Below are 19,614 nucleotides of genomic sequence, written 5' to 3'. Positions count from 1 at the left end.
GAGGGTGACCGAGCCCGGTCGATCAGACCAGTTCGCGGCGGCGCATGGCCTTCTGGGCCTCGCGCAGATCCTGCTTCTCGCGCAGGGCCTGGCGCTTGTCCCAGTCCTTCTTGCCGCGCGCCAGGGCGATGACGACCTTCGCGTGCGACCCCAGGAAGTACATCTCCAGCGGCACGATCGTGAAGCCCTTCTCGCGGATCTTCCCGGCGAGCTTGTCGATCTCCGCGCGGTGCAGCAGCAGCTTGCGCTTGCGACGGGCGGCGTGGTTCGTCCAGGTGCCCTTGACGTAGGGCGCGATGTGCACTCCCTCCATCCACATCTGGCCGCCCTCGATGTAGCAGAAGCCGTCGATCAGGGAGGCTCCGCGGTCCCGCAGCGACTTCACCTCGGTGCCCGTCAGGACGATGCCTGCCTCGAACGTGTCGTCGATGTGGTAATCGTGCCGGGCCTTCTTGTTCGAGGCGATGAGGGTCTTCTTCGGGCCGTCGCCCTGCTGCTGTTTCTTCTTCGCCGGCTTGGTGGCGGCCATGGCGCCCCTCCTCACGTCTCGTCCGGTCTGGTTCACTCTTGGTCGTGCACCCGCAGGTGCGGCGCCCCAGTCTATCGGCCGCCTCTCGCGGGTCGCGATGTCTTTTCGCTCGCGGCACAGCCGCGCGCGGCCGGTGGGGTTCCGCTCCCCCATGACGGACTCGGACGACCCCGCGGGCCGGCCGCATCACCCGGGCCGGCCGGATCAGCCGGATCAGCCGACGTAGTTGACCGGGTTGACCGCGGTGCCGTCCTCGTGGATCTCGAAGTGCAGGTGGCAGCCGGTCGAGGAGCCGGTGGTGCCGACGTAGCCGACGGTCTGGCCCTTCTTGACGTGCTGCCCGGCGGAGACCGCGAAGCGCTCGAGGTGGTGGTACGAGCTGGTCACCACGTGGCCGTTCGCCCTGCCGTGGCCGAGGATCACCTTGTTGCCCGCCGAATGGTTCGATGTGGTCCCCAGCACGGTGCCGTCCTTGGTCGCCTTCGCCGGGGTCCCGCAGGAGGCGGCGAAGTCCATCCCCGCGTGCAGCTTGCGGGTGTGGTAGACGGGGTGGACGCGCCACCCGAAGGGCGAGGAACGACGCGCGGTGGAGGGTGCCATCCAGCCGGACTTCGACACGGGCGAGGAGATCGAGGCGCCGCCCGAGGAGTCCGAGCCCGAGCTCTTCTTCTTGGCGGCCGCGGCCTTGCGGGCCCGCTCGGCCTCCTCCTCCTGCTTGATCAGATCGGAGATCTCCGAGTCCAGGGCGGAGCTGCGGTCCTCGAGACCTGACTGGTCGTCCTCGTACTTCGCCTTCTTGTCCTTCAGGTCGGCGGCCTGGCTCTTCTGGGTGGCGTAGAGGTCGTCGAGATCGTCCTTGGCGTCCTGGGCCTTCTTCTTCGCCGTCTGCTTGCGGTCGACCGCCTTCTCGGACTGGTCCTTGAGGTCGTCGATCTCGTCGCGCACGGCGTCCAGGCGATCGGCGGCGTTCTCGGTGACCGACTGATCGGTCTCCAGCTGGTCCAGCCGGGTCCCCTGGGCCTGCATGGTGAGCTGGAAGTTCATCGAGCGGTCCACGGCGTTCTGGGGATCCGCGGCGCCGACGTACACGCTCGTGGGGTCGGGGATGCCGCCGCCCTTGTAGGCGGCCAGGGCGACCTCGTCGAGCTGCTCGTTCGAGGAGTCGACCTCCTGCTTGCCGCTGTCGACCTCGCCGGAGAGCTCGGCCTCCTCGTCCTGCGCGTCGTCCAGCCGCCCGCCGATCTCACGGTCCTCGTCCTCGGCGTCGGAGAGCTCGTCCTTGGCCTTCTGGAGCGTGTCCTGGAGCTCGGGGATCCTCAGCTCGGTCTCGGTGAGGGCGAGATAGGTGTCGGCGAGGTCGGAGTTGACGTCGCTGAGCTCGATGCGCAGGTCGTCGAGCTGCTCGTCGACGCTCGCCTTCTCCTGCTCCTTCTTCTGGCGGTCGCCGTCGGCACTCGCAGAGGTCAGCGGCACGACCATCACCTGGGTGGCGACGAGCGCGAGGGCGAGCACCATGAGCACGACCAGGTGCAGGTGGCGCGACGGGGCGCCTGCCACGCGGACGCTCGGCGCGGCGAGGGCGGACCGACGGTGGTCGCGTGGCGTCATGGTCACACCTTCAGGTAGCGGTTCAGCGAGACGATGGACGAGGCGATCGAGAGCACGGCGCCGACCAGCACCAGCAGCGGCGCGATCCACAGCAGATCGGCGCTGCCCACGGTGATCATCCCACCGCCCAGCGTCGGCGCGAGCCATCCTTCGACCAGGAAGTGGGTGCCCGCCCACAACAGCCCGCCGGCGATCAGGGCGCCGAGGATCCCGGCCACCCCGCCCTCGAGCATGAAGGGCGTGCGGATGAAGACGTTCGAGGCGCCCACCAGGCGCATGATCGCGATCTCGCGCCGACGGTTCGCGATCGACATCCGGATCGTGGTGGCCACCAGCAGCACCGCGGCGATCAGCATCAGGGCGGCCAGGCCCACCGCGAACACGGTGGTCTGGTTGAGCACGTCGATGAAGGGGGCGTAGGCGCTGAGCAGGTCCGTGACCTCGTCGACGCCGTCACGGCCCTGGAAGAAGTCGACCACCGCCGAGGACTTCGAGGAGTCCTTGAGCGTGATGTGGAAGGAGACCGGCATGTCCTTGGCCGAGAAGTCGGAGACGAATCCCTGGCCGGCGAACTGGTCCTGGTAGACCTTCAGCGCCTCGTCCTGGTTCCGCACCGAGTAGTCGTCGACGTAGGGGGCGAGCACCTCCCCGTCCAGCGCATCGTGCACGGACTGGATCTGGGCGTCGGTCGCGGCGCCCCCGGCGCAGCTCGAGGCCGTGGAGTGCGGGGAGCACATGAAGATGGTGACCTGGGATTCCTGGACCAGGGTCGCCTTCATGTCGAAGATCTGCTTCTGCATCAGCAGGCCGGCGCCCACGAAGGTCAGGGAGACCGCGGTGACGATGACGACCGAGATCACCATGGCGATGTTCCGCCACAGTCCGGAGAGGATCTCGGAGGCGATGTAGCGCCCCCTCATCGGGTGCCCTCCTCACGCTCGGAGTCCTCGGGGTAGTCCTCGGCGAAGGCCTCCTCGGCCTCGTCCAGCAGGTCGTGGGGGCGGCGCGGCGGCACCAGGTCCTCCTCGATGACGTCGGTGGCGGCCGGGTCCGTGCTCCGCGAGGATCCGCTGCCGGCAGGGTCCGCGGTCGCTGCGACGCTGCCGCCGGAGCCCTCGCTGCCCTGCTCGGCGTGCGCGGCGCTGCCGGACCTCCGGACGTCCGAGTCCCGAGCTGCCGTGCCGGCGTGGGTGTGGCGGCCCGTGTCCTCGGGCAGGTCCTCGCCGTCCTCGACGTTGCCCGAGATGACGCTCGCGGGGGTCCTGGACTCGTAGCTGCCCTCGGCCTCGTCGCGCACCACGCGGCCGTCGACGAGTTCGACGACGCGGCGCTGCATGCGGTCCACGGCGGCGCGGTCGTGGGTGGCCATGACCACGGTGGTGCCGCGCTCGTTGATCTGGGCGAGCAGCTCGAGGATGCCCTCGGCGGTGGCGGGGTCGAGGTTGCCGGTGGGCTCGTCGGCCAGCAGGATCGAGGGACGGTTCACGTAGGCGCGGGCGATCGCCACGCGCTGCTGCTCGCCGCCGGAGAGCTCATGGGGCATGCGGCGGCCCTTGTCCTCCAGGCCCACCATCTCGAGCATCTCGGGGACCAGACGCCGCACGACCTTGCGGGGCGTGCCGATCACCGCGAGGGCGAACTCGATGTTCTGGTAGGCGGTCTTCGAGGGCAGCAGACGGAAGTCCTGGAACACCATGCCGATCTCGCGGCGCAGGGAGGGCACCCGCCAGGAGGGGATCCGCGAGAGGTCCTTGCCGGCGACGTAGACGCTGCCGCGGGTGGGCGTTGCCTCCTTGAGCACGAGGCGCATCAGCGAGGACTTGCCGGAGCCGGACGCGCCGACGAGGAAGGCGAACTCCCCGCGCGCGAACTCGAGGTCGATGTCCTGCAGTGCGGGGGACTGTCCACGCAGGTACGTCTTGGAGACGTCGTCGAAGCGGATCACGGGGGCCTGCCGTTCGGGAAAGGATGACCACGCCAGGCTAGGGTCCGTCGTCACCGATTCCCGCACGCCCACGCGCGGGCCCCGGGTAAAACCGTGGTCAAGTCCTCCGGTCGCTCACCCGGAGAGCGCCCGGTGCGGGGCGAGAAGGCCCCGCTCGCGGATCAGGCCTCCGCGGCCTCGGCCTTCTGCTGGCCCACGCGCCAGCGGATGCCGGCCTCGATGAGCTCGTCGATCTCACCGTCGAACACGGCGGAGGGGTTGCCCTCCTGATGCTCGGTGCGCAGGTCCTTGACCATCTGGTACGGGTTCAGCACGTAGGAGCGCATCTGGTCGCCCCAGCTGGCCTTGACGTCGCCCGCGAGCTCCTTGCGCTCGGCGGCCTCCTCGGCCTTCTTCAGCAGCAGCAGGCGGGACTGCATGACGCGCAGCGCGGCCGCGCGGTTCTGGATCTGCGACTTCTCGTCCTGCATCGAGACCACGGTGCCGGTGGGCAGGTGGGTCATGCGCACGGCGGAGTCGGTCGTGTTCACGCTCTGACCGCCGGGGCCCGAGGAGCGGAAGACGTCGATCTTGAGGTCGTTGTCGGGGATCTCGACGGAGTCGGTCGACTCGATCAGCGGGATCACCTCGACGGCGGCGAAGGAGGTCTGGCGCCGACCCTGGTTGTCGAAGGGGCTGATGCGCACCAGGCGGTGGGTGCCGCCCTCGACCGAGAGGTTGCCGTAGGCGTAGGGGGCGGAGACCTCGAAGGTGACGGACTTCAGTCCGGCCTCCTCGGCGTAGGAGGTGTCCATGACCTTGGTCGCGTACTCGTGGCGCTCGGCCCAGCGCAGGTACATGCGCAGCAGCATCTCGGCGAAGTCCGCGGCGTCGACGCCGCCGGCGCCCGCGCGGATGGTCACCACGGCGTTGCGCTCGTCGTACTCGCCCGAGAGCAGCGTGCGCACCTCGAGCTCGTCGAGGGTGCGGTGGATCGAGGACAGCTCCCTCTCGGCCTCCTGCGCGGTCTCCTCGTCGTCCTCCTCGGCGGCGAGCTCGACCATCACCTCGAGGTCGTCGATGCGCGAGGAGAGGTCGTCGATGCGGCGCAGCTCGCTCTGGGAGTGGGAGAGCGCGGCCGAGACCTTCTGGGCGTTCTCGACGTCGTCCCAGAGGTCAGGGGCGGATGCCTGCTGCTCGAGATCAGCGATCTTCGCCTTGAGGGCGTCCAGATCCGTCACCTTCTCGATCGACCCCAGGGTCGTGCGCAGGTTCTGGATCTCTTCGGTGAAGTCGATGGTGGCCACGAGAGGCGAGTCTACGGGAGAGCGCCTGCACGGCGAACGAGCGGCGGGATCGGATGCATCACCGCGCGGCCGACGGTCCGGCCCGTGCCCGCACGCTGGCTCGCGCACAGGGCCGGGGTCGAGGTCGGCCCTCTCCCCCGTTCACCGCGCCGTGATCGTGCCCTCTCGGATCGAACGACCGATCTCGCGGCCGGCGTCGATCAGCAGCTCCTCGGCGCGCTCGATCGCGTCCTTCACGTCGTGGGCGCGGGAGACGAGGTCCAGGGCCCTCCCGATCCCGGCCGCGGCGAGCTGCTCGGCGTCGATGTCGACGGCGCCGGCGACGGCGAGGACCGGGATCCCGTGCGCCGTCGCTCGGCGTGCGACCTCGGCGGGACCCTTGCCGGTGAGGGTCTGCTCATCGAGCTTCCCCTCGCCCGTGACCACGAGGTTCGCGGACTCGAGTCGGCCATCGAAGTCGAGGAGTCCGAGGACTGCGTCGGCCCCGGAGGCGAAGTCCGCCCCGAGCGCGTAGAGCGCGAACCCGGCCCCTCCGGCCGCTCCCGCTCCGGGGCGTTCGCGCAGGCACGCATCCGGATCCAGGTGGTCGGCGACGTGGCGCAGCGCGCGGTCGGCGGCCGGGATCGCGCCGGGGTCCAGGCCCTTCTGCGGGCCGAACACGGCGGCCGCCCCCTCAGGACCGAGCAGCGGGCTGGTGACGTCGCAGGCTGCCTGCAGGTGGAGTCCCTCGATGGTCGCGAGAGCGGGAGCGAGATCGGCCGAGGAGAGCCGCTCCAGGCCATCGTGCCCATCCGGGATCGGACGGTCGTCCTCGTCGAGAAGGCGCGCACCCAGTGCGGCGAGCAGGCCGGCGCCGCCGTCGGTCGAGGAGCTGCCGCCCAGTCCGATCAGCAGGCGCGTGGCACCTGCGTCGCGGGCGGCGACGATCAGCTCGCCGAGGCCGCGCGTGCTCGCCCGGGAGTGATCGAGCTCGCCGCCGGGCAGGCGTCGCAGGCCGGAGGTCTCGGCGAGCTCGAGGACCGCGTCCTCGCCCCGCTGTGCCCAGCATGCGGCGATCTTCTCCCCGGTCGGCCCGGTCACCTGCGCCGTGTGCGCGGTGAAGCCGGCGGCGAGCGCCGCCTCGACGGTGCCGTCGCCCCCGTCGGCGATCGGCAGCAGTTCGGTCGACACGTCGGGATCCTCGGAGGCGATCCCGCGGGCGATCGCCGCGGCGACCTCGGCGGCGCTGAGGGATCCCTTGAACTTGTCGGGGGCGATCAGGACGGTGCGCGGACCCGGGCGGGTCGGCTGGGCCTGCTGGGTCGACATCTCTGGCGGCTCCTGTGCGGCGGGGCATCTCCCCTGGCGGGTCTCGAAGCTATCGCATCGGGCGTGATGGGCGCGGCGAGGTCCGGTCCCGCGCGGCCAGTTCGGTCACAGTTCGACGGTGCAGGGCTCACGAACCGATCCCGGCGAGCACGGAGCTGTCGCGAGGGTGACCGGGATCGGGGACGTGCCACGCAGAGCAGGACGATGGCGCCGGCTCCCCCGCGCCGTCCCCGTCGACGTCGCCCGTCTCAGCGCGAGCGCGCACTCCCGCCCACGTCCAACGGGATGGTCACGAGGTCCGTCCTCGTCACCCACCCGATCAACGGTGGATCGGTGAGCGCCGCGAGACGGACCACGACCGTGCCGTCCTCCTCGACGCGAGCCTCCTCGACATGAAGGTCCCTGGTGCGGGGCGAGCCGGGCGGGTAGGAGGCGAGGTAGTCCTCGGCCGCGTCCCGGACATCCCCCGGCCGCAGGCCCGAGCTGTCGTCCTCGCCGTAGATGTTCTCCTCGCCGTAGGCCTGGGACGCGGCGAGAGCGGCTCCGTCGGCCGCGTTCTGCAGACGGTTGCGTTCCAGCTGCACCCCCGTGATCGCGGTGCCGACGCCGATGACCATCAGGACGACGACGAGGACCCCGGTGGTCAGCACGGTCATCGTGCCGTGATCGGCGGCGAGCGCGCGACGTAGGGTACGGACCGTGCTCCCGGGCAGGGAACGGAGCTTCGCGCTGCGCAGACGGTTGCGCGACGGAGTGTGGGAGCGGCGCATCAGAGGTCGCCCCCCGAGGACTCGTCGCGCAGGTCGCCGGGGGCGCGGAACTGGTCGACCTCGACGACGTGCTCCGCACCGATGTGGACCGGACCGTCCTGGCCGAGCATCGGCCCCAGTCCGGGGATGGGCACACTGACCGAGACCTCCGCCGTGACCTCGCCTCCGTGCGTCGCGCACGGATGCTTGCTGCAGCTGATGGTGACGGCGTCCTGCGAGGTGATGCCGTGATCCTCCAGGGTCATGCGGGTCATCGCGTCGGCACGATCCTTCGCACGTCCCGCATCGGGATCGGTCGCATGGATACGGGCTGCGTCACGAGCGATCACGTCGGCGGCGAACACGGCGCCCTGGACGGACCCCAGGGTGAGGACGAGATACAGCGACGGGATCAGCAGGATCACGGCGAGCGCGACGAACTCGACGAGGGCGTTGCCGTCGTCCCGGCCCAGGCTCGTGGCGAGTCGCCTGCGCAGGGGCAGCCGACTCCGCAGATTCGACGCGACGGGGGCGCTCACCATGTCTCCTCGTCGATCGCGTGCCCGTCGACGTGAAGCGTCCCGCTCGGTCCGATCAGGCCGATCAACGGGAAGGTCGCGGTGATCCGCACGCGGACCACGCCCTCGCCCTTCTCGTCGGCGTCGACCTCGACCGCGTAGTCCTCACCGAACCGGTCGTGGACGAGCTGGGCGCCCCGCGTCGCGCCGTCCTCGGGCTCATTGCCCTCGAGCGAGGCCGTGTGGGCCGCCTGGACCGCGGCGTCCGTGAGCGTGTTGCGGGTGTGGACCACGAGCGCGCATTGGATGAGCGTCAGTGCGATCAGGATGATCAGGACCGCCACGAGGGGGAACTCGACGACCGCCGACCCCGCGTCGTCCCGCAGCCGCTGACGTGCCGTGCGGGCGGTCAGCTGGGTCGAGTGCCGTCGCACGTCACCGGACGGAGTTCGTGATGTCAGAGCTTGCGGTTCAGGAAGGGCTCCATGGCGTTGTTGAAGATCTGGACGATCTGATCCGAGGCGACGGCCCAGAGGGCGACGACAACTCGTCGCGGCTCTATCGGGGCACGCAAAGTCAGGGCTTCACGGAGTAGAAGCTCGACATCGACTCGTGGGAGATGATGCGGTTGTGGCGCGGTTCCTGCGGGTCGAACGCATCCTTCCACGGGTCTTCGTCGTGCGTCCGATTCCGCAGCTCCCACCCGGAAAGGCTGCCGAGTCCATCCCATACCGCTTCGATGACCTCTAGGTCGTTGGCGTCGAGAGCAACGCGGCCATCGGCCTCGATATCATCCGCCTCAGCAACCGTCTCGCCCGCATGCTGCTGCCAGAGCTCGTAGACAACGGGGCCGTGAGTCCAGGCCCGGACATGCTCGGTAAAGATCGGTCGACCCAGCCACGCCAGCTTGTACGCCTGGGCGTAGAACACGAGCTTCTGCAGCTTCATGGTCGACATGGGCCCGTGGGACTGGAGGAGGTACTTCGCAACGTCACTCGCGCTAGTCATCAGAACTACCCTTCCTGCTCTCTTTTGCCAGAGTACTCGGCTCGTCGACAGACGAGGTCTGCGCCACGCCTTCGAGCGCGAGGTTCATCAATACTGCGTACGTGCGAATCAGACGTTCGCGACGCTTGTCGAAATAATACTCATCGCGAGAATCGCAAGTAACCATGGCCTGACACTCTAAATCCTTGTCGAAGAGAGCCCAGTTCACGAAAGATCCGTACGCTGGCGGCTCCCCAGTTTCGTATCTCGTTTCGTGAATAAAATCGCTACGCTCCTTCGCGACGTAGCGACCTCGGGAGAAAAGTTCCGGCATGAACTTCGATCCTGGGGCCTCATTGTCGACGAAAGTGGGCCGAGGTGGATCCTCCCTACCTCCCATGTCGCACGCGTAGAGGTTGAAGGTTGTGGCGCTTGCGAGGGGCTCCTCGGTGAGAGGCCCGTCCGAAGGCTCCTTCGTGTTGGCCTGGTCACGCTTGTATACGCACACCCGCACCATGTCATCGAGCCCTTTAGGTTCAAGCCGCTCGCGGAGTTCACTTGCCACGTGTTGAACATATTCAGTCGCTACAATCGAATGCGGATCCGACCGTGACGCTGCCCCTACGCCCTTGAGGATCTTACCGAGAGATCGAATAAGCATTTCAGTGTCGTTTTCGGCCACGTGCTGCACTCGGTGCCTGTCGGCGTTTTTCAGAATCCATGCAGTTAACGCACTTGCAACTGAGGTGAGCGGCACAGTTATGCGTAGCCAGACCGGGCCGTCTAAGGGGCCGAGTATTGCCGATGCCGTGCCTGCCAAGGCGGTCCAACCCATCGAAACGGTCGCCGCGAGCCTCAGTCGTGATCCGCCGAGAGCTAGCCAGTCGAGCGCAGCACCCAACCGCGATGCCTCCCTCAAGTCGCCCTCCTCGGTTGGCAGTAGCGGGCTCAGACACCTCGCTCCAGCGCACTCTAACCGAAGCCTTTCGCTTCGCCGCGACGCTGGCGGCGTGGCGTGCAAAGTACTGCCGGCTCGGAGCGCGCCGAGGAGGGGCGGCGCGTAGTCGTCGACCGAGTGCTCTACTGGCGGCCCGAGGACCGCGACGGCCGTGTGGATCTCGCCAAGGTGGAGGCGGCCGTGCTGCGCATGTGCAAGGCGTACTGCGCGAGGCTGCGGTTCGACCGGATGCAGGCCGAGCAGCTGACGGGGAACCTGGCGCGGTCGGGCATCCGCACGGAGGAGTTCGTGTTCAGCTCAGCCGGGGCGAACCGCCTCGCGCGCCCGGTGTTCGTCGCGCTGCGGGACCAGGCACTATCGCTGCCAGATGACGAGGAGGTGCGCTCAGAGTTCGTGAGCACGCGCATGGTCGAGACAGGGCCGGGCACGGTGAAGCTGCAGAACCCGCCGGGCACACACGACGACATCGTCGCGGCCGTGGGCATGGTGATCTCTGATCTGATGGATCAACCCGAGCCGGGCGGCGGCATGGTGACGGTGCCGAGAGGCCGGGTACGGGCGTCTGGGCTCGCTGAGCGGGTCGCGGGGCGCCCGTCGTTGCGGTTCCCGCAGCAGGCTCGCGCAGCGGTGCAGGAGAGCATGCCGCATGGGCTCAGCCGAGCGGAGATCGGACGACCACGGGGCCGATGAGCGCCATTCTTACTCGGGGTCTTTGCCGGGCTGCGTTGGCGGTTCCTCGACGCCCGCCGTCATTTCCTGGCGCATGAGGTGGGTCAGGAAAGAGACTCCCTGGACCAGGGGGTCCAATGCGGTGCCCCACATCGTCAGGGCCGGATCATCCTCGGTCGTGACGTCTCGCTGACCTTGTGGACTCCACCGGCGGGCCCATTCCTTGCGGCGCTCTTGCTGCGACGAGTGCAGGTCGCGGGCGGCGGACGCAACCTTGTGCGAGGCGAGCAGTTCTACCTCGGTGCGCACGTGCCACTCATCGCGATCGGCTGCCTCGGCCTCATCGGATCTACGCTGCCAGGTGCCCGACACGACGGGGCGAAAAGTCAGGGCCACCCGATCGCTCACCTCAAGGTAGCGACGGTAGACCTCAAGCCTCTCGCCCCGCAGCTGGGCCTCATGGCCCCGATGACGGTCTGCGCTTGCCTGCTCGGTCTGGTGATTGAGCTGGCGCGTGAGGTCTCTTGATTGCTGTTTCGTCGCGCGGACGGCGAGGAATGCCGTCACGATCACGCCCGCGATGGACGCGAGCGGGGTGAGCACACCCGGGGTGAGGAGTAGGTCGAGCACGTGCGCGGGGTTCACGGGCCGAGACTATGCGGTGCGATGCGCGCTGCGGACGATCCGAGCGGATACGTCTGCCGTGGCCGAGGGCCAGAATCTCGCGATCGAGTACGATTCTCGATCACCACCGGGCATCATGTGGCACATGACCAAGACGTCGGTCTCCGTTGGCTCTCTCCTGAACGTCGAGGGCGTCCATAGCCTGCTGACCGGAAGGTGGGCGGATAGCCATCGAGACGCGCAGGATGGAAGCGCATCGCGATGAGACCGTGTCGGGACTGCGGCGCACCGATGGATCGCAGCGAGTACATCGTCGAGGACGACCCGCTCACGCCGCTGCAGTTCGCGATCTGCCGAGGTTGCCGCGTGAGGCGAGAGGCGGCGACTGGGCGAGCCGTCCGCCCACGTCGCACCGCCGCCGGGTCGACGCGCAAGCGCTGCAACAACTGCTCCGAGGTGAAGGACGTTTCCGAGTTCTCTCCCGTCGGAACCTTCGTCACGGGCGAAACCAAATACGGCACGAAGTGCAAAGCATGCAATGCATCGATCAAGCGGGCGAAGCACGTACCTGCGCCGTACGACTGGAGCACCTGGCGCCCGAAAGAGACCAAGATCTGCAGGGTGTGCGGGCTGGAGATGCCTCTCTCCGAGTTCCCCAAGAGCCGGATCTCCACGCATGGTCAGCAGCTCCACCACGGGACATGCAAGAGCTGCGGAGCAGGTAAGTACAAGGATTGGCGTGCGACTCAAGATCCGGCGAGACTCAAGGCGCAGCGCCGAGTCTGGCTGTTCAACCTCGACCATGAGTCGTACGCGCAGATCCTCAGCTCACAGGGCGGCGCCTGCGCGATCTGCGCGACCCCTTTCGCCGAGGACGGCCGAGACGTCTACGTAGACCACGATCACGGCTGCTGCCCCGGCAGGCGCTCGTGCGGGAAGTGCATCCGAGGATTCCTGTGCAACCGATGCAACACCGCGCTGGGCCAGCTCCGAGACAGCCGGGAGATCACAGCAGCAGCACTCAGCTACGTGGAGAGCCCCGCACGTCCCCTCTCAGCCTCGCCGGATGCCTGGTACAGCGAGCAGGATCGCTGGCTGATCTCGCACATGATGAGCGCCGACGAGTTCGCTGCACTTCGCGAGCAGCAGGGCGGCAAGTGCGCGATCTGCGTGGAGCCGAACGCGAACCTGGAGATCGACCATGATCACAGCTGCCACCCCGGGCTGAAGTCGTGTCGGCGGTGCATCCGTGGGCTGCTCTGCCCGCATTGCAACAAGGGCGTAGGGCTACTGCAGGACTCTCCCGAGCGTCTGCGAGGCGCGCTGTCATACCTGGATTGTCGGCCTCTCTCCGACGACCGAGCCGTCCAATGAGAGCACTATTACTCGGTTGGTGTCCCTACCGGGATGGCCGCCGTCATCAGCGTGACACGTACTCGAACGATCGTGGCTCCCGCACCCGCGGATGCACCTCAACGCGGACCTTCCCATACCTGCCGCCCGGCGTGACCGTGATGTCCTCGAGGAGCAGCGTGAGCTCCTCTCGACGTGCGGGAACATCGAGCAGTAGCCAGTCCTCAGCGAGCCGGATGACGTCACGCTCGAGCGGAGGCGGCGCCGCGGCTCGCTCCCTCGCTGCCTCGAGGTCGCCCTGGAGCTGGCACAGACGAGACTCGAACGTCGCTGCTGCGCGCGAATGAGCTTCCTCGCTGATCTTTTCCTCGGCGAGCCTCATCGCTAGACGCCCCATCGCATCATAGGTCTTCTCCAACTCCCGCTCGAGCACCCCCGTTGGATCCTGGACAGTCTGCGGCACATCTAGATCGACGGTGCCCTCGAGTTCGGCGGCGGCCTCTCCTACCCATGTCTCCACGGCCCGCTCCGCGTGGACAGCAAGGGTGATGCCCTGTCCGTGTGCGCGACCCTCGACGCTTTCGCGGCATCGAATCTGCGGCCCGGACTCCCGGGCTGGTCGCTTCGAGTACTGCATCCGGCCACCGCACACCCCGCACCGGATCAGCCCTGACAGCAGGTACTCGGACCGCTCGCCACGCGGCCGCGCCGCCCGCTCCTCCCGGCGTCTCCGGTACCGGGTCCACTCCCCCGGGGTGATCACCGGCTCGTGCGCCCCGTCGAGGTACTCGCCCTTCACAAGCAGCTTCCCTGCACCGAACCCGGAGTCAAGGACGCGGCGCAGCGTCCGCGAGTGCCAGGGCGCCGCCATGACAGACCCGTACCCAGCGGCGGGCTCCGCGCCCGTGGATCGGATCCACTGTGTGAGGGAGTAGACCGACTCTCCGGAGAGGTAGCGGCGGTACGCGTCGGCGAGGATCGGCCCGGTGATCGGATCTGGCATGTGGAGCTTCTGGTCGCGGTCGTACTGGTAGCCGAAGCGGGCCTTCCCGTTGGCTGGTCGGCCGGCGGCGAGGCGGCGGGCGTGGGCTTCGCGCCAGCCGTCGCCGATGCGCTCGGACTCGAAGGCGGCGAACTCGACCATGACGCCGCGGGCGAGGCGGCCCGTGGAGGTGGACGTGTCGATCGCTTCGGTTGCTGACTCGATCGCGCCACCGGCCTGCTCGACGGTGTCGGCGGCGACCGCCCAGTCCTTCCTCGAACGCGACAGTCGCGACCACTTCCACAGGATGATCACGTCAACGCGCTTCTCTTCGACCATGCCCATAACGCGGCGCACAGCGGGCCGGTCGAATGTCCGCCCCGAGATTCCCGGGTCTGCCTCGACCGCGACGACTTCGTACCCCTGCGCGCGGGCGTACTGCCGGCAGGCGGCCTCCTGCAGCTCGAGGCTGATGGACTCTTCCCGGTACGTGGACTGCCGCATGTAGATCACGGCACGCTTCGACACCACGACGGCGACTCCCTCCATTGGTCAGTGTTTCCAGTGAGCGTCGCGCAGTCGCTCGGTGAGGGCAGCGCGTTCACAGTCGGTGAGGGTGTGGAGGCGGTCGACGACGGTCTCGGGCATGACGTCGAGTTCTTCAGCGATCTCGGCCGGGTACGGGGACCATGCGGCCGCCTCGCCGAGCTCGTCGACGCGGATGAGGCCGCACGCGACCTGTCGGTCGATGCCGTTCTCCACCACTGCGAGGCAGTGTCCTTCGTGCCCACGGACGTAATGGACAAGCTCGTGGTCGAGGACGACGCGGCGGTCAACCGCGGTCAGCTGTTCGTCGAGCCAGATCGTGGTGGCGCCGTCGGTGTAGCCCAGCAGGCCCTCGGGCAACGCCGCGTCGAGGATCCGAGGTTCAAGCATGACCGGACGGTAACCGGACACGGCGACATCTCAGCGAGTAGCGTCTGACTTGTCCTTTAGTAGTGGAACACCCTCGAGTTCGACCTTCTTGCGGCGGGCGCCGTCAAGCTCGTCACCGAAGAGGCTGTAGTTCAACCAGTAGAGAGCGCGGAGGCCTCTGATCAGGATGATCGCGAGGATGTAGCCTCCCACGACGAGTGACCATCGGGGACTGAGCGAGTCGGTCGCTAGCAACGAAACTGACACGGCGGCCGCCACTAGGGCCGTGGCCAGGATCGATAACCAGTTACGTCGGATCTCCGGACGGAACTTCTTGAATGCCGCGTTCATCAGCATGTTCGTCGACTGGTACGTCATCGTGCACACGAAAGTGGCCGAGGCCAGCACTAGCGCGCTGAGCGTTCCCAGGGACGTGTAGATCGCGGCCCGCTGGCTACTGAGCGCTGGATCGTCTAGGCCCAACGCCCCGACACCCCAGAACGCCCATGCAGCAGCTGCGACAATCGCTGGCGCCTGGTCATAGATCGGACGGGAAGTGATCCTGTCCATGAGTGTCGGTCTAGGGTCGTCCGGCTTCGTCATCGCCCGCTCCTTCGATGATGGCGTTCACCCTACTCTCCATCTCAGCTCGGACATCTGACAGCCGGGCCATCAACGTGGAGAACTGCACCACCTCGGACTCGCTCGGGTCGACCTCGAACGTGGAGGCGAGGTCATGGGCTGCGAGCTCGAGCACTTCGTGCGTGCCGTCGTCGTTGATGGTTGTGACCTTGCTTCGAGCCGCCGGAGCAATGAACCGCGCCACGTCGTGACGGATCGAGTCGTAGAAGCTGCGCTGGGTCTTGATGCCCTGGGACTGGCTCAGGAGCTCGATCTTCATCGAGATCCTGACGTCACCACCGATGGAGGCAGCAAACTTGTCGGACAGCATCGCAGGGCCCGCGGCGTCGACCACCGGCTCGCCATTGGCATCGAACAGCATCCGGGTGGAGTCGATCGTTGTCTCGAAGGCCTTCGCGCGGTTGACGCCCCTGAACTCGTCCAGCTGGCTGTCGTCGATCAGCGGTTCCACTCCCCAGTGCTTACCTGCTCCGAGCGGCTGAAACATCTCGAGGAAGCCTCGCACTGCACCTTGCTTGACGGCTCCAACGCTGCCCTGAGTGAGGGCGAAAGCATTCCCCACCTCGAAGAACACCACGCCAGTAGAGCGGAACCAGCGTTCGGCCTCCCTCGCTCCCTCGTCCGCTGCTTCGGCGTTCATCGCATCTACGATCGACCCGGTTGCGGGGTCCTCCTTGCTCAGGAAGTCCGGGTCCAACGGCTTGTGCATGCCAAGCATGTACCTGTGGTCATGCTCGAAAGCCTCGAACCGGAGCCCTTCAGCGTTGGTTCGGCTGGGGGTCTCGAGCTCCGAGATGTCCTTGAGCACCTGCTGCCAGTCAACCTGATCGATGTCGACACGGGTGCCGCTGTCGAGCACATACGCGCGAAAGAACCTGGCGTGCTTCTTTCGAATCGGCGTGGCCATCACAAATCATCCCCCTCAGCGTCGCGGTTCTGCTGCTCGCGGGCCTCGCGGCCGCGGTTCCTGCCTCGCTTCGCGGCGACGTCGAAGTCGGGCTGCTCCCACGGGCGCGAGGCACCACTGTCGGACCGAGGTCGGTCCTGCACGTTCAGTCCTATGCCTGTGTCTGCCGGGCCGGCGGACGCCCGCCTCTCAGCAAGGTGCCGCAGCAGCTCGTCAAGCTGCCCGGCCGCCTGCTCGCGTAGCACCCGAAGATCAGCGTGCTCGCGCTCCTCGACCAGATCGAAGACAAGCGGGAGAAGCTCGTTGGTCGGCATGTCGGGCGTCCAGGAGTGCTTACCCGTCTGCGGCAGGGTCGGGTCGATCGGCATCTTGCCGAACGGCACCTCGCTTGTTGAGCCATCTGGCTGAGGCGGATCCGCCACGCGAGTGTCGGTGTCGTCTGGCGTCGGCTGTTGGTGGTCGGTGGCATCCTGCATCTCCCGTACTGCCGCGAGGAGGATCCTGCGGTCGCGTGTGGAGAGGTCGGAGTCCCGGGCGATAGCGACGGCGGCGCCGGCCTCTGGCTGGTCGAGGTCGCGAACGCCCATCGTCTCGAGAGCCGCAGCACCCACGAGGCGCTCCGGAACATCGAGCCCGACTGCGAGGGCATGGATCGTCTCGTACGTGATCGAGCTGATTGGCTTTTTCTTCAGCCGCGCCACGTAGGCGTGAGAAATCGTCCGCCCTGTCCGCTCATCGATGCGCCGCGCGATCTCGCGCAGCGTCCAGCCTCTCGAGTCCTCGACGGACTGGATCAACTGGCCGAGCGGGTGCAATGCGTTCACGGCGGAATCCTCTGCGGTCGGATGACGAAACGCCACCAGGGCGGGCACCGGCACGCGCCCCCAAGTGGACACTAAGAGTTTCGCAGATTGACCAGACGTGCGCGCGTCACAGCAGGACACGCCGTAAACCGCAGGTCAGAACTTGTCGCTTGCATGTGGACACTACGGGGTGCATCATGTGCTCCATCAGTGGACACCTGGACTCGAAGGAAGTACAGTGCATCTCGTCACCGCACCCCCAACTATCGGAGCGATCTGGATGGAGCTCATCAACCGCGACAAGCTCATCCGCCGCATGGACAAGCTCAACGTCTCCCAACGCGAGCTCGCACGCGCAGCAGGCTGGAAGTCGCACAGCTACATGCGGCGACTCATCACCGGCGAGGCCAAAACCCTCAACACGGACCCAGCCCTGCGCATCGCGCACTACCTCCATCTCGACGTCGACGACATTTTCGTGACTCGAGTGGACTCCCCCAGAGCACGGGTGGGCACCCCGGAGCCACAGCGTCGTGTCAAGACAGCCGCCTGACCACAACAAGAAGCGCCCCCACACGGCCAGGTGTGGAGGCGCACGAACCCCGAAGGGAACTCTCATGACTCAGCCTACCGTCCGCGACCAGATCCAGGCCGGCATCAACGCCCGCACCCGCATGGACATGCCACTCGGCACCGGCGTCGCCTTCTCCCGCGCCTACCGGCAAATGCTCGGCCTCGACGGCACGAGCGTCGAAGACGCCGCCCGCGCTGCCCACACCCCCACCGGCCCACCGATCCACGTCCTCGAGGACAAGATTCGCGCCCGCCGCGCGCACGCCTGGGGCCACGCGGCATGAACCCCTACGGCTACGACGTCATCGGCGGTGCCGTCCTGATCACGATCGGCCTCGCCACCTTCATCGGCTTCATCGCCCACACCGCCCTCCTCGAACTCCACCAACGCCACGCCCGCAAGAAGGGACCCACACGATGACCAACCCGACCCCCGACGAGCAGGTCAGCGAACTCGAGGAGCTCGCCATGCACCGCGCCAAGATCGCCGAGGAGACCAAGAACCTCGACACCCTCCGCAAGGAGTACGACGAGAAAATTGCTGCACTCGCCGGAGAAGGCACCACCCAAGCCGGCCCCTACAAGATCTCGGTCACCCGCGCCCGCCGCCTCGACGCGAAGAAGATCGAAGCCGCCTACCCCGTCGCCCAACACCCAGAGATCTACAAGCGTGCCGTCGACACCGACGCCTTCAAGAAGACCGTCGCCGAGAACAACCGCGAGCCCTACACCACCCTCGGCTCCCCAACCGTCCGGATCTCCTGATGACCACCCTCGAGCAGCTCCTCGGCCACAACGAGACCGCGGACACCCGCACGGACATGCTCACGCTGATCGAGAACAGCATCCGCCGGCAGCCCCGGTCGATGCAGAAGCTCATCGGACCCTCCGAGATCGGCACGGACTGCACCCATTGCCTCGCCGCGAAGGTCGCCGGCTGGGAAGAGACCCAGCGCGACACGGCCTGGCTGCCGATGATCGGGACCGCCGTCCACGCCGCGCTCGCCGAGTTCTTCGAGGCCGACAATCGACAGTCGCTCGCCGCTGGGCGCCGAGCTCGTTGGCGTCCAGAGCATCGCGTCGAGGTCGGCTCCATCGGTCCTCACCACATCTCCGGCACCTGCGACCTCTACGACACCGCCACCGGCACCGTCGTCGACTTCAAGATCGTCGGCGCGGAGACCCTCCGCACCGCTAAGGCCGCACCGAAGCCCGTCTATCGCACTCAGGTCCATCTGTACGGCCGTGGCTACGAGAACGCCGGCCACACGCCGGAGCGCGTGATGATCGCGCACCTCCCGAGGAACGCCGTCTCTCTCACGCAGGCCGTCATCTTCGAGGAGCCCTACGACCGGACCGTCGCCCTCGAGGCCCTCGAGCGGGCGAACCGTGTCCACGCGAACGTCACCACCCTCGCGTCCATCTCCGAGGCCGCGCGCGACGAGTGGATCACCAGCCAGCCCCGCGCCGACGGCTGTTTCTCCTGCCGCCGCTACCCGGACTGGGCCACCCAACCGTCCCGGCTCGCCACCGAGCTGGGCCTGACCAACACCCGTCACATGACCAGGAAGGCAGCATGACCATGAACGACCTCTCCTCCCTCGACCAGATCCTCGCCGGCGGCGGCGCCACCGCGAAGTTCGAAGCCCCCGGTGACCTGTACACCGGCGAAATCGTCGACGTCGCCATCCGACAGGTCAACGACTACGACACCGGTAAGCCCGCGTTCTGGGACGACGGCCGCCCCCAGGAGCAGATCGTCGTCACCATCGCCACCAGCGAGACCACGAGCCCCGATGACGACGGCCACCGCAACGTCTACATCAAGGGTTGGGGCGACCAGCTCAAGGCGTTCCGGCAGGCCGCCAAGCAGCTGGGCCGCAACCCCCGCCCCGGTGATCAGTTCACCGCGACCTATGTCGGCGATGGAGAGCGGAAGAACCCGCGGTTCAACCCGCCGAAGCTGTTCCAGTACGAGGTGACCGCTGGCACGGCGGGCCTGTCGAACCTCGTGGAACAGGCTGCAGCGCCCGCCCAGCCGGCCTCCACGGACTCGACTCCCCAATCGGCAGCGCCATCGACCGATTCGACACAGCAGGGGCCCGGTCCGCAGGAGAAGGCGAAGCAGCTGATCCAGCTGGGACTGGACGACCAGACCATCGCGACGCAGCTGCAGATGGACGCCGACGTGATCGGCATCCTCCGCCAGAACCTCGCCGCCTGAAACGGCCGCCCCGGATGGCGCAGCGCGGATCGTC

Annotated in this window: 25 protein-coding genes; 8 read left to right on the top strand and 17 right to left on the bottom strand. The window is 67.5% G+C overall.

Translation table 11 applies throughout. The features are described from left to right. Positions 1 to 22: 22 nt before the first annotated feature. The 11 genes from smpB to DEO23_RS15995 form a co-directional block, all read right to left on the bottom strand. The gene (gene smpB, locus DEO23_RS14255) at positions 23 to 529 is read right to left on the bottom strand and encodes an SsrA-binding protein SmpB (protein ID WP_109276698.1); all 507 of its coding nucleotides are present in this window, start codon (positions 527 to 529) and stop codon (positions 23 to 25) included. 213 nt (positions 530 to 742) lie between these two features. Then, positions 743 to 2,137 (bottom strand): murein hydrolase activator EnvC family protein, encoded by a 1,395-nt coding sequence (locus tag DEO23_RS14250; RefSeq protein WP_109276697.1) that lies wholly within the window; start codon positions 2,135 to 2,137, stop codon positions 743 to 745. Positions 2,138 to 2,139: 2 nt separating this feature from the next. Continuing rightward, positions 2,140 to 3,057: a permease-like cell division protein FtsX gene (ftsX, locus tag DEO23_RS14245; RefSeq protein WP_109276696.1), complete on the bottom strand. Its 918-nt coding sequence runs from the start codon at positions 3,055 to 3,057 to the stop codon at positions 2,140 to 2,142. Continuing rightward, complete coding sequence (ftsE, locus tag DEO23_RS14240; RefSeq protein ID WP_109276695.1) at positions 3,054 to 4,082, bottom strand: cell division ATP-binding protein FtsE; 1,029 nt, start codon at positions 4,080 to 4,082, stop codon at positions 3,054 to 3,056. The genes ftsX and ftsE overlap by 4 nt, the downstream gene beginning before the upstream one ends. 161 nt (positions 4,083 to 4,243) lie before the next feature. Beyond that, positions 4,244 to 5,368: a peptide chain release factor 2 gene (prfB, locus tag DEO23_RS14235; protein WP_109276694.1), complete on the bottom strand. Its 1,125-nt coding sequence runs from the start codon at positions 5,366 to 5,368 to the stop codon at positions 4,244 to 4,246. 141 nt (positions 5,369 to 5,509) lie between these two features. Further along, positions 5,510 to 6,676 (bottom strand): glycerate kinase, encoded by a 1,167-nt coding sequence (locus tag DEO23_RS14230; protein WP_109276693.1) that lies wholly within the window; start codon positions 6,674 to 6,676, stop codon positions 5,510 to 5,512. Between the two features lie 248 nt (positions 6,677 to 6,924). Beyond that, positions 6,925 to 7,446, bottom strand: coding sequence for a pilus assembly protein TadG-related protein (locus DEO23_RS14225; RefSeq protein ID WP_109276692.1), 522 nt, complete (start codon positions 7,444 to 7,446; stop codon positions 6,925 to 6,927). Next, a complete protein-coding gene (locus DEO23_RS14220) occupies positions 7,446 to 7,964 on the bottom strand; it encodes a hypothetical protein (RefSeq protein WP_240613425.1) in 519 nt (172 codons plus the stop codon). Before DEO23_RS14220 ends, DEO23_RS14225 begins: the two co-directional genes overlap by 1 nt. After that, on the bottom strand, positions 7,961 to 8,377 hold the full coding sequence (locus tag DEO23_RS14215) for a TadE/TadG family type IV pilus assembly protein (protein WP_240613424.1): 417 nt from the start codon (positions 8,375 to 8,377) through the stop codon (positions 7,961 to 7,963). Before DEO23_RS14215 ends, DEO23_RS14220 begins: the two co-directional genes overlap by 4 nt. A 142-nt stretch (positions 8,378 to 8,519) precedes the next feature. Then, a complete protein-coding gene (locus DEO23_RS14210; protein WP_165831863.1) occupies positions 8,520 to 8,891 on the bottom strand; it encodes a Panacea domain-containing protein in 372 nt (123 codons plus the stop codon). Between the two features lie 52 nt (positions 8,892 to 8,943). Continuing rightward, positions 8,944 to 9,849 carry a hypothetical protein gene (locus DEO23_RS15995; protein ID WP_133249893.1) on the bottom strand — a complete coding sequence of 302 codons (906 nt, stop codon included), beginning with the start codon at positions 9,847 to 9,849 and terminating at the stop codon, positions 8,944 to 8,946. A 192-nt stretch (positions 9,850 to 10,041) separates the two neighbouring features. Here DEO23_RS15995 and DEO23_RS14205 point away from each other — a divergent pair, with 192 nt between their 5' ends. Continuing rightward, complete coding sequence (locus DEO23_RS14205; RefSeq protein ID WP_133249892.1) at positions 10,042 to 10,578, top strand: hypothetical protein; 537 nt, start codon at positions 10,042 to 10,044, stop codon at positions 10,576 to 10,578. 9 nt (positions 10,579 to 10,587) lie between these two features. On the opposite strand, the gene DEO23_RS14200 is transcribed toward DEO23_RS14205, so the two are convergent. Next, on the bottom strand, positions 10,588 to 11,202 hold the full coding sequence (locus DEO23_RS14200) for a hypothetical protein (RefSeq protein ID WP_133249891.1): 615 nt from the start codon (positions 11,200 to 11,202) through the stop codon (positions 10,588 to 10,590). Positions 11,203 to 11,472: 270 nt separating this feature from the next. Here DEO23_RS14200 and DEO23_RS14195 point away from each other — a divergent pair, with 270 nt between their 5' ends. Continuing rightward, positions 11,473 to 12,555, top strand: coding sequence for an endonuclease domain-containing protein (locus tag DEO23_RS14195; protein ID WP_109276688.1), 1,083 nt, complete (start codon positions 11,473 to 11,475; stop codon positions 12,553 to 12,555). Positions 12,556 to 12,601: 46 nt separating this feature from the next. On the opposite strand, the gene DEO23_RS14190 is transcribed toward DEO23_RS14195, so the two are convergent. The 5 genes from DEO23_RS14190 to DEO23_RS14170 are packed head-to-tail and all read right to left on the bottom strand — an operon-like array spanning position 12,602 to position 16,804. Further along, entirely contained in the window at positions 12,602 to 14,065 is a 1,464-nt protein-coding gene (locus DEO23_RS14190; RefSeq protein WP_109276687.1) for a recombinase family protein, read from the bottom strand. Positions 14,066 to 14,068: 3 nt separating this feature from the next. After that, entirely contained in the window at positions 14,069 to 14,452 is a 384-nt protein-coding gene (locus DEO23_RS14185; protein WP_165831862.1) for an ImmA/IrrE family metallo-endopeptidase, read from the bottom strand. A 30-nt stretch (positions 14,453 to 14,482) separates the two neighbouring features. Next, positions 14,483 to 15,034: a hypothetical protein gene (locus DEO23_RS14180; protein WP_109276685.1), complete on the bottom strand. Its 552-nt coding sequence runs from the start codon at positions 15,032 to 15,034 to the stop codon at positions 14,483 to 14,485. Beyond that, the gene (locus tag DEO23_RS14175; RefSeq protein ID WP_109276684.1) at positions 15,012 to 15,980 is read right to left on the bottom strand and encodes a hypothetical protein; all 969 of its coding nucleotides are present in this window, start codon (positions 15,978 to 15,980) and stop codon (positions 15,012 to 15,014) included. Before DEO23_RS14175 ends, DEO23_RS14180 begins: the two co-directional genes overlap by 23 nt. Continuing rightward, positions 15,980 to 16,804, bottom strand: coding sequence for a helix-turn-helix domain-containing protein (locus DEO23_RS14170; protein ID WP_109276683.1), 825 nt, complete (start codon positions 16,802 to 16,804; stop codon positions 15,980 to 15,982). The genes DEO23_RS14175 and DEO23_RS14170 overlap by 1 nt, the downstream gene beginning before the upstream one ends. 217 nt (positions 16,805 to 17,021) lie before the next feature. Here DEO23_RS14170 and DEO23_RS14165 point away from each other — a divergent pair, with 217 nt between their 5' ends. The 6 genes from DEO23_RS14165 (at position 17,022) to DEO23_RS14145 (ending at position 19,580) form a co-directional block, all read left to right on the top strand. Then, positions 17,022 to 17,336 carry a helix-turn-helix transcriptional regulator gene (locus tag DEO23_RS14165; RefSeq protein ID WP_205678983.1) on the top strand — a complete coding sequence of 105 codons (315 nt, stop codon included), beginning with the start codon at positions 17,022 to 17,024 and terminating at the stop codon, positions 17,334 to 17,336. Between the two features lie 64 nt (positions 17,337 to 17,400). Further along, positions 17,401 to 17,640: a hypothetical protein gene (locus DEO23_RS14160; RefSeq protein ID WP_109276681.1), complete on the top strand. Its 240-nt coding sequence runs from the start codon at positions 17,401 to 17,403 to the stop codon at positions 17,638 to 17,640. Next, positions 17,637 to 17,777: a hypothetical protein gene (locus DEO23_RS16160; RefSeq protein WP_165831861.1), complete on the top strand. Its 141-nt coding sequence runs from the start codon at positions 17,637 to 17,639 to the stop codon at positions 17,775 to 17,777. The genes DEO23_RS14160 and DEO23_RS16160 overlap by 4 nt, the downstream gene beginning before the upstream one ends. Then, positions 17,774 to 18,121, top strand: coding sequence for a hypothetical protein (locus DEO23_RS14155; protein WP_109276680.1), 348 nt, complete (start codon positions 17,774 to 17,776; stop codon positions 18,119 to 18,121). The genes DEO23_RS16160 and DEO23_RS14155 overlap by 4 nt, the downstream gene beginning before the upstream one ends. Next, the gene (locus tag DEO23_RS14150) at positions 18,121 to 18,936 is read left to right on the top strand and encodes a hypothetical protein (RefSeq protein WP_109276679.1); all 816 of its coding nucleotides are present in this window, start codon (positions 18,121 to 18,123) and stop codon (positions 18,934 to 18,936) included. Before DEO23_RS14155 ends, DEO23_RS14150 begins: the two co-directional genes overlap by 1 nt. Continuing rightward, positions 18,933 to 19,580 carry a hypothetical protein gene (locus DEO23_RS14145; protein ID WP_109276678.1) on the top strand — a complete coding sequence of 216 codons (648 nt, stop codon included), beginning with the start codon at positions 18,933 to 18,935 and terminating at the stop codon, positions 19,578 to 19,580. Before DEO23_RS14150 ends, DEO23_RS14145 begins: the two co-directional genes overlap by 4 nt. The last annotated feature ends 34 nt before the right edge of the window (positions 19,581 to 19,614 follow it).

This window comes from Brachybacterium endophyticum (assembly GCF_003130585.1).
In the GTDB taxonomy this organism is placed as follows: Bacteria; Actinomycetota; Actinomycetes; order Actinomycetales; family Dermabacteraceae; genus Brachybacterium; species Brachybacterium endophyticum.
This window is presented reverse-complemented; position numbering and strand designations above follow the sequence as displayed.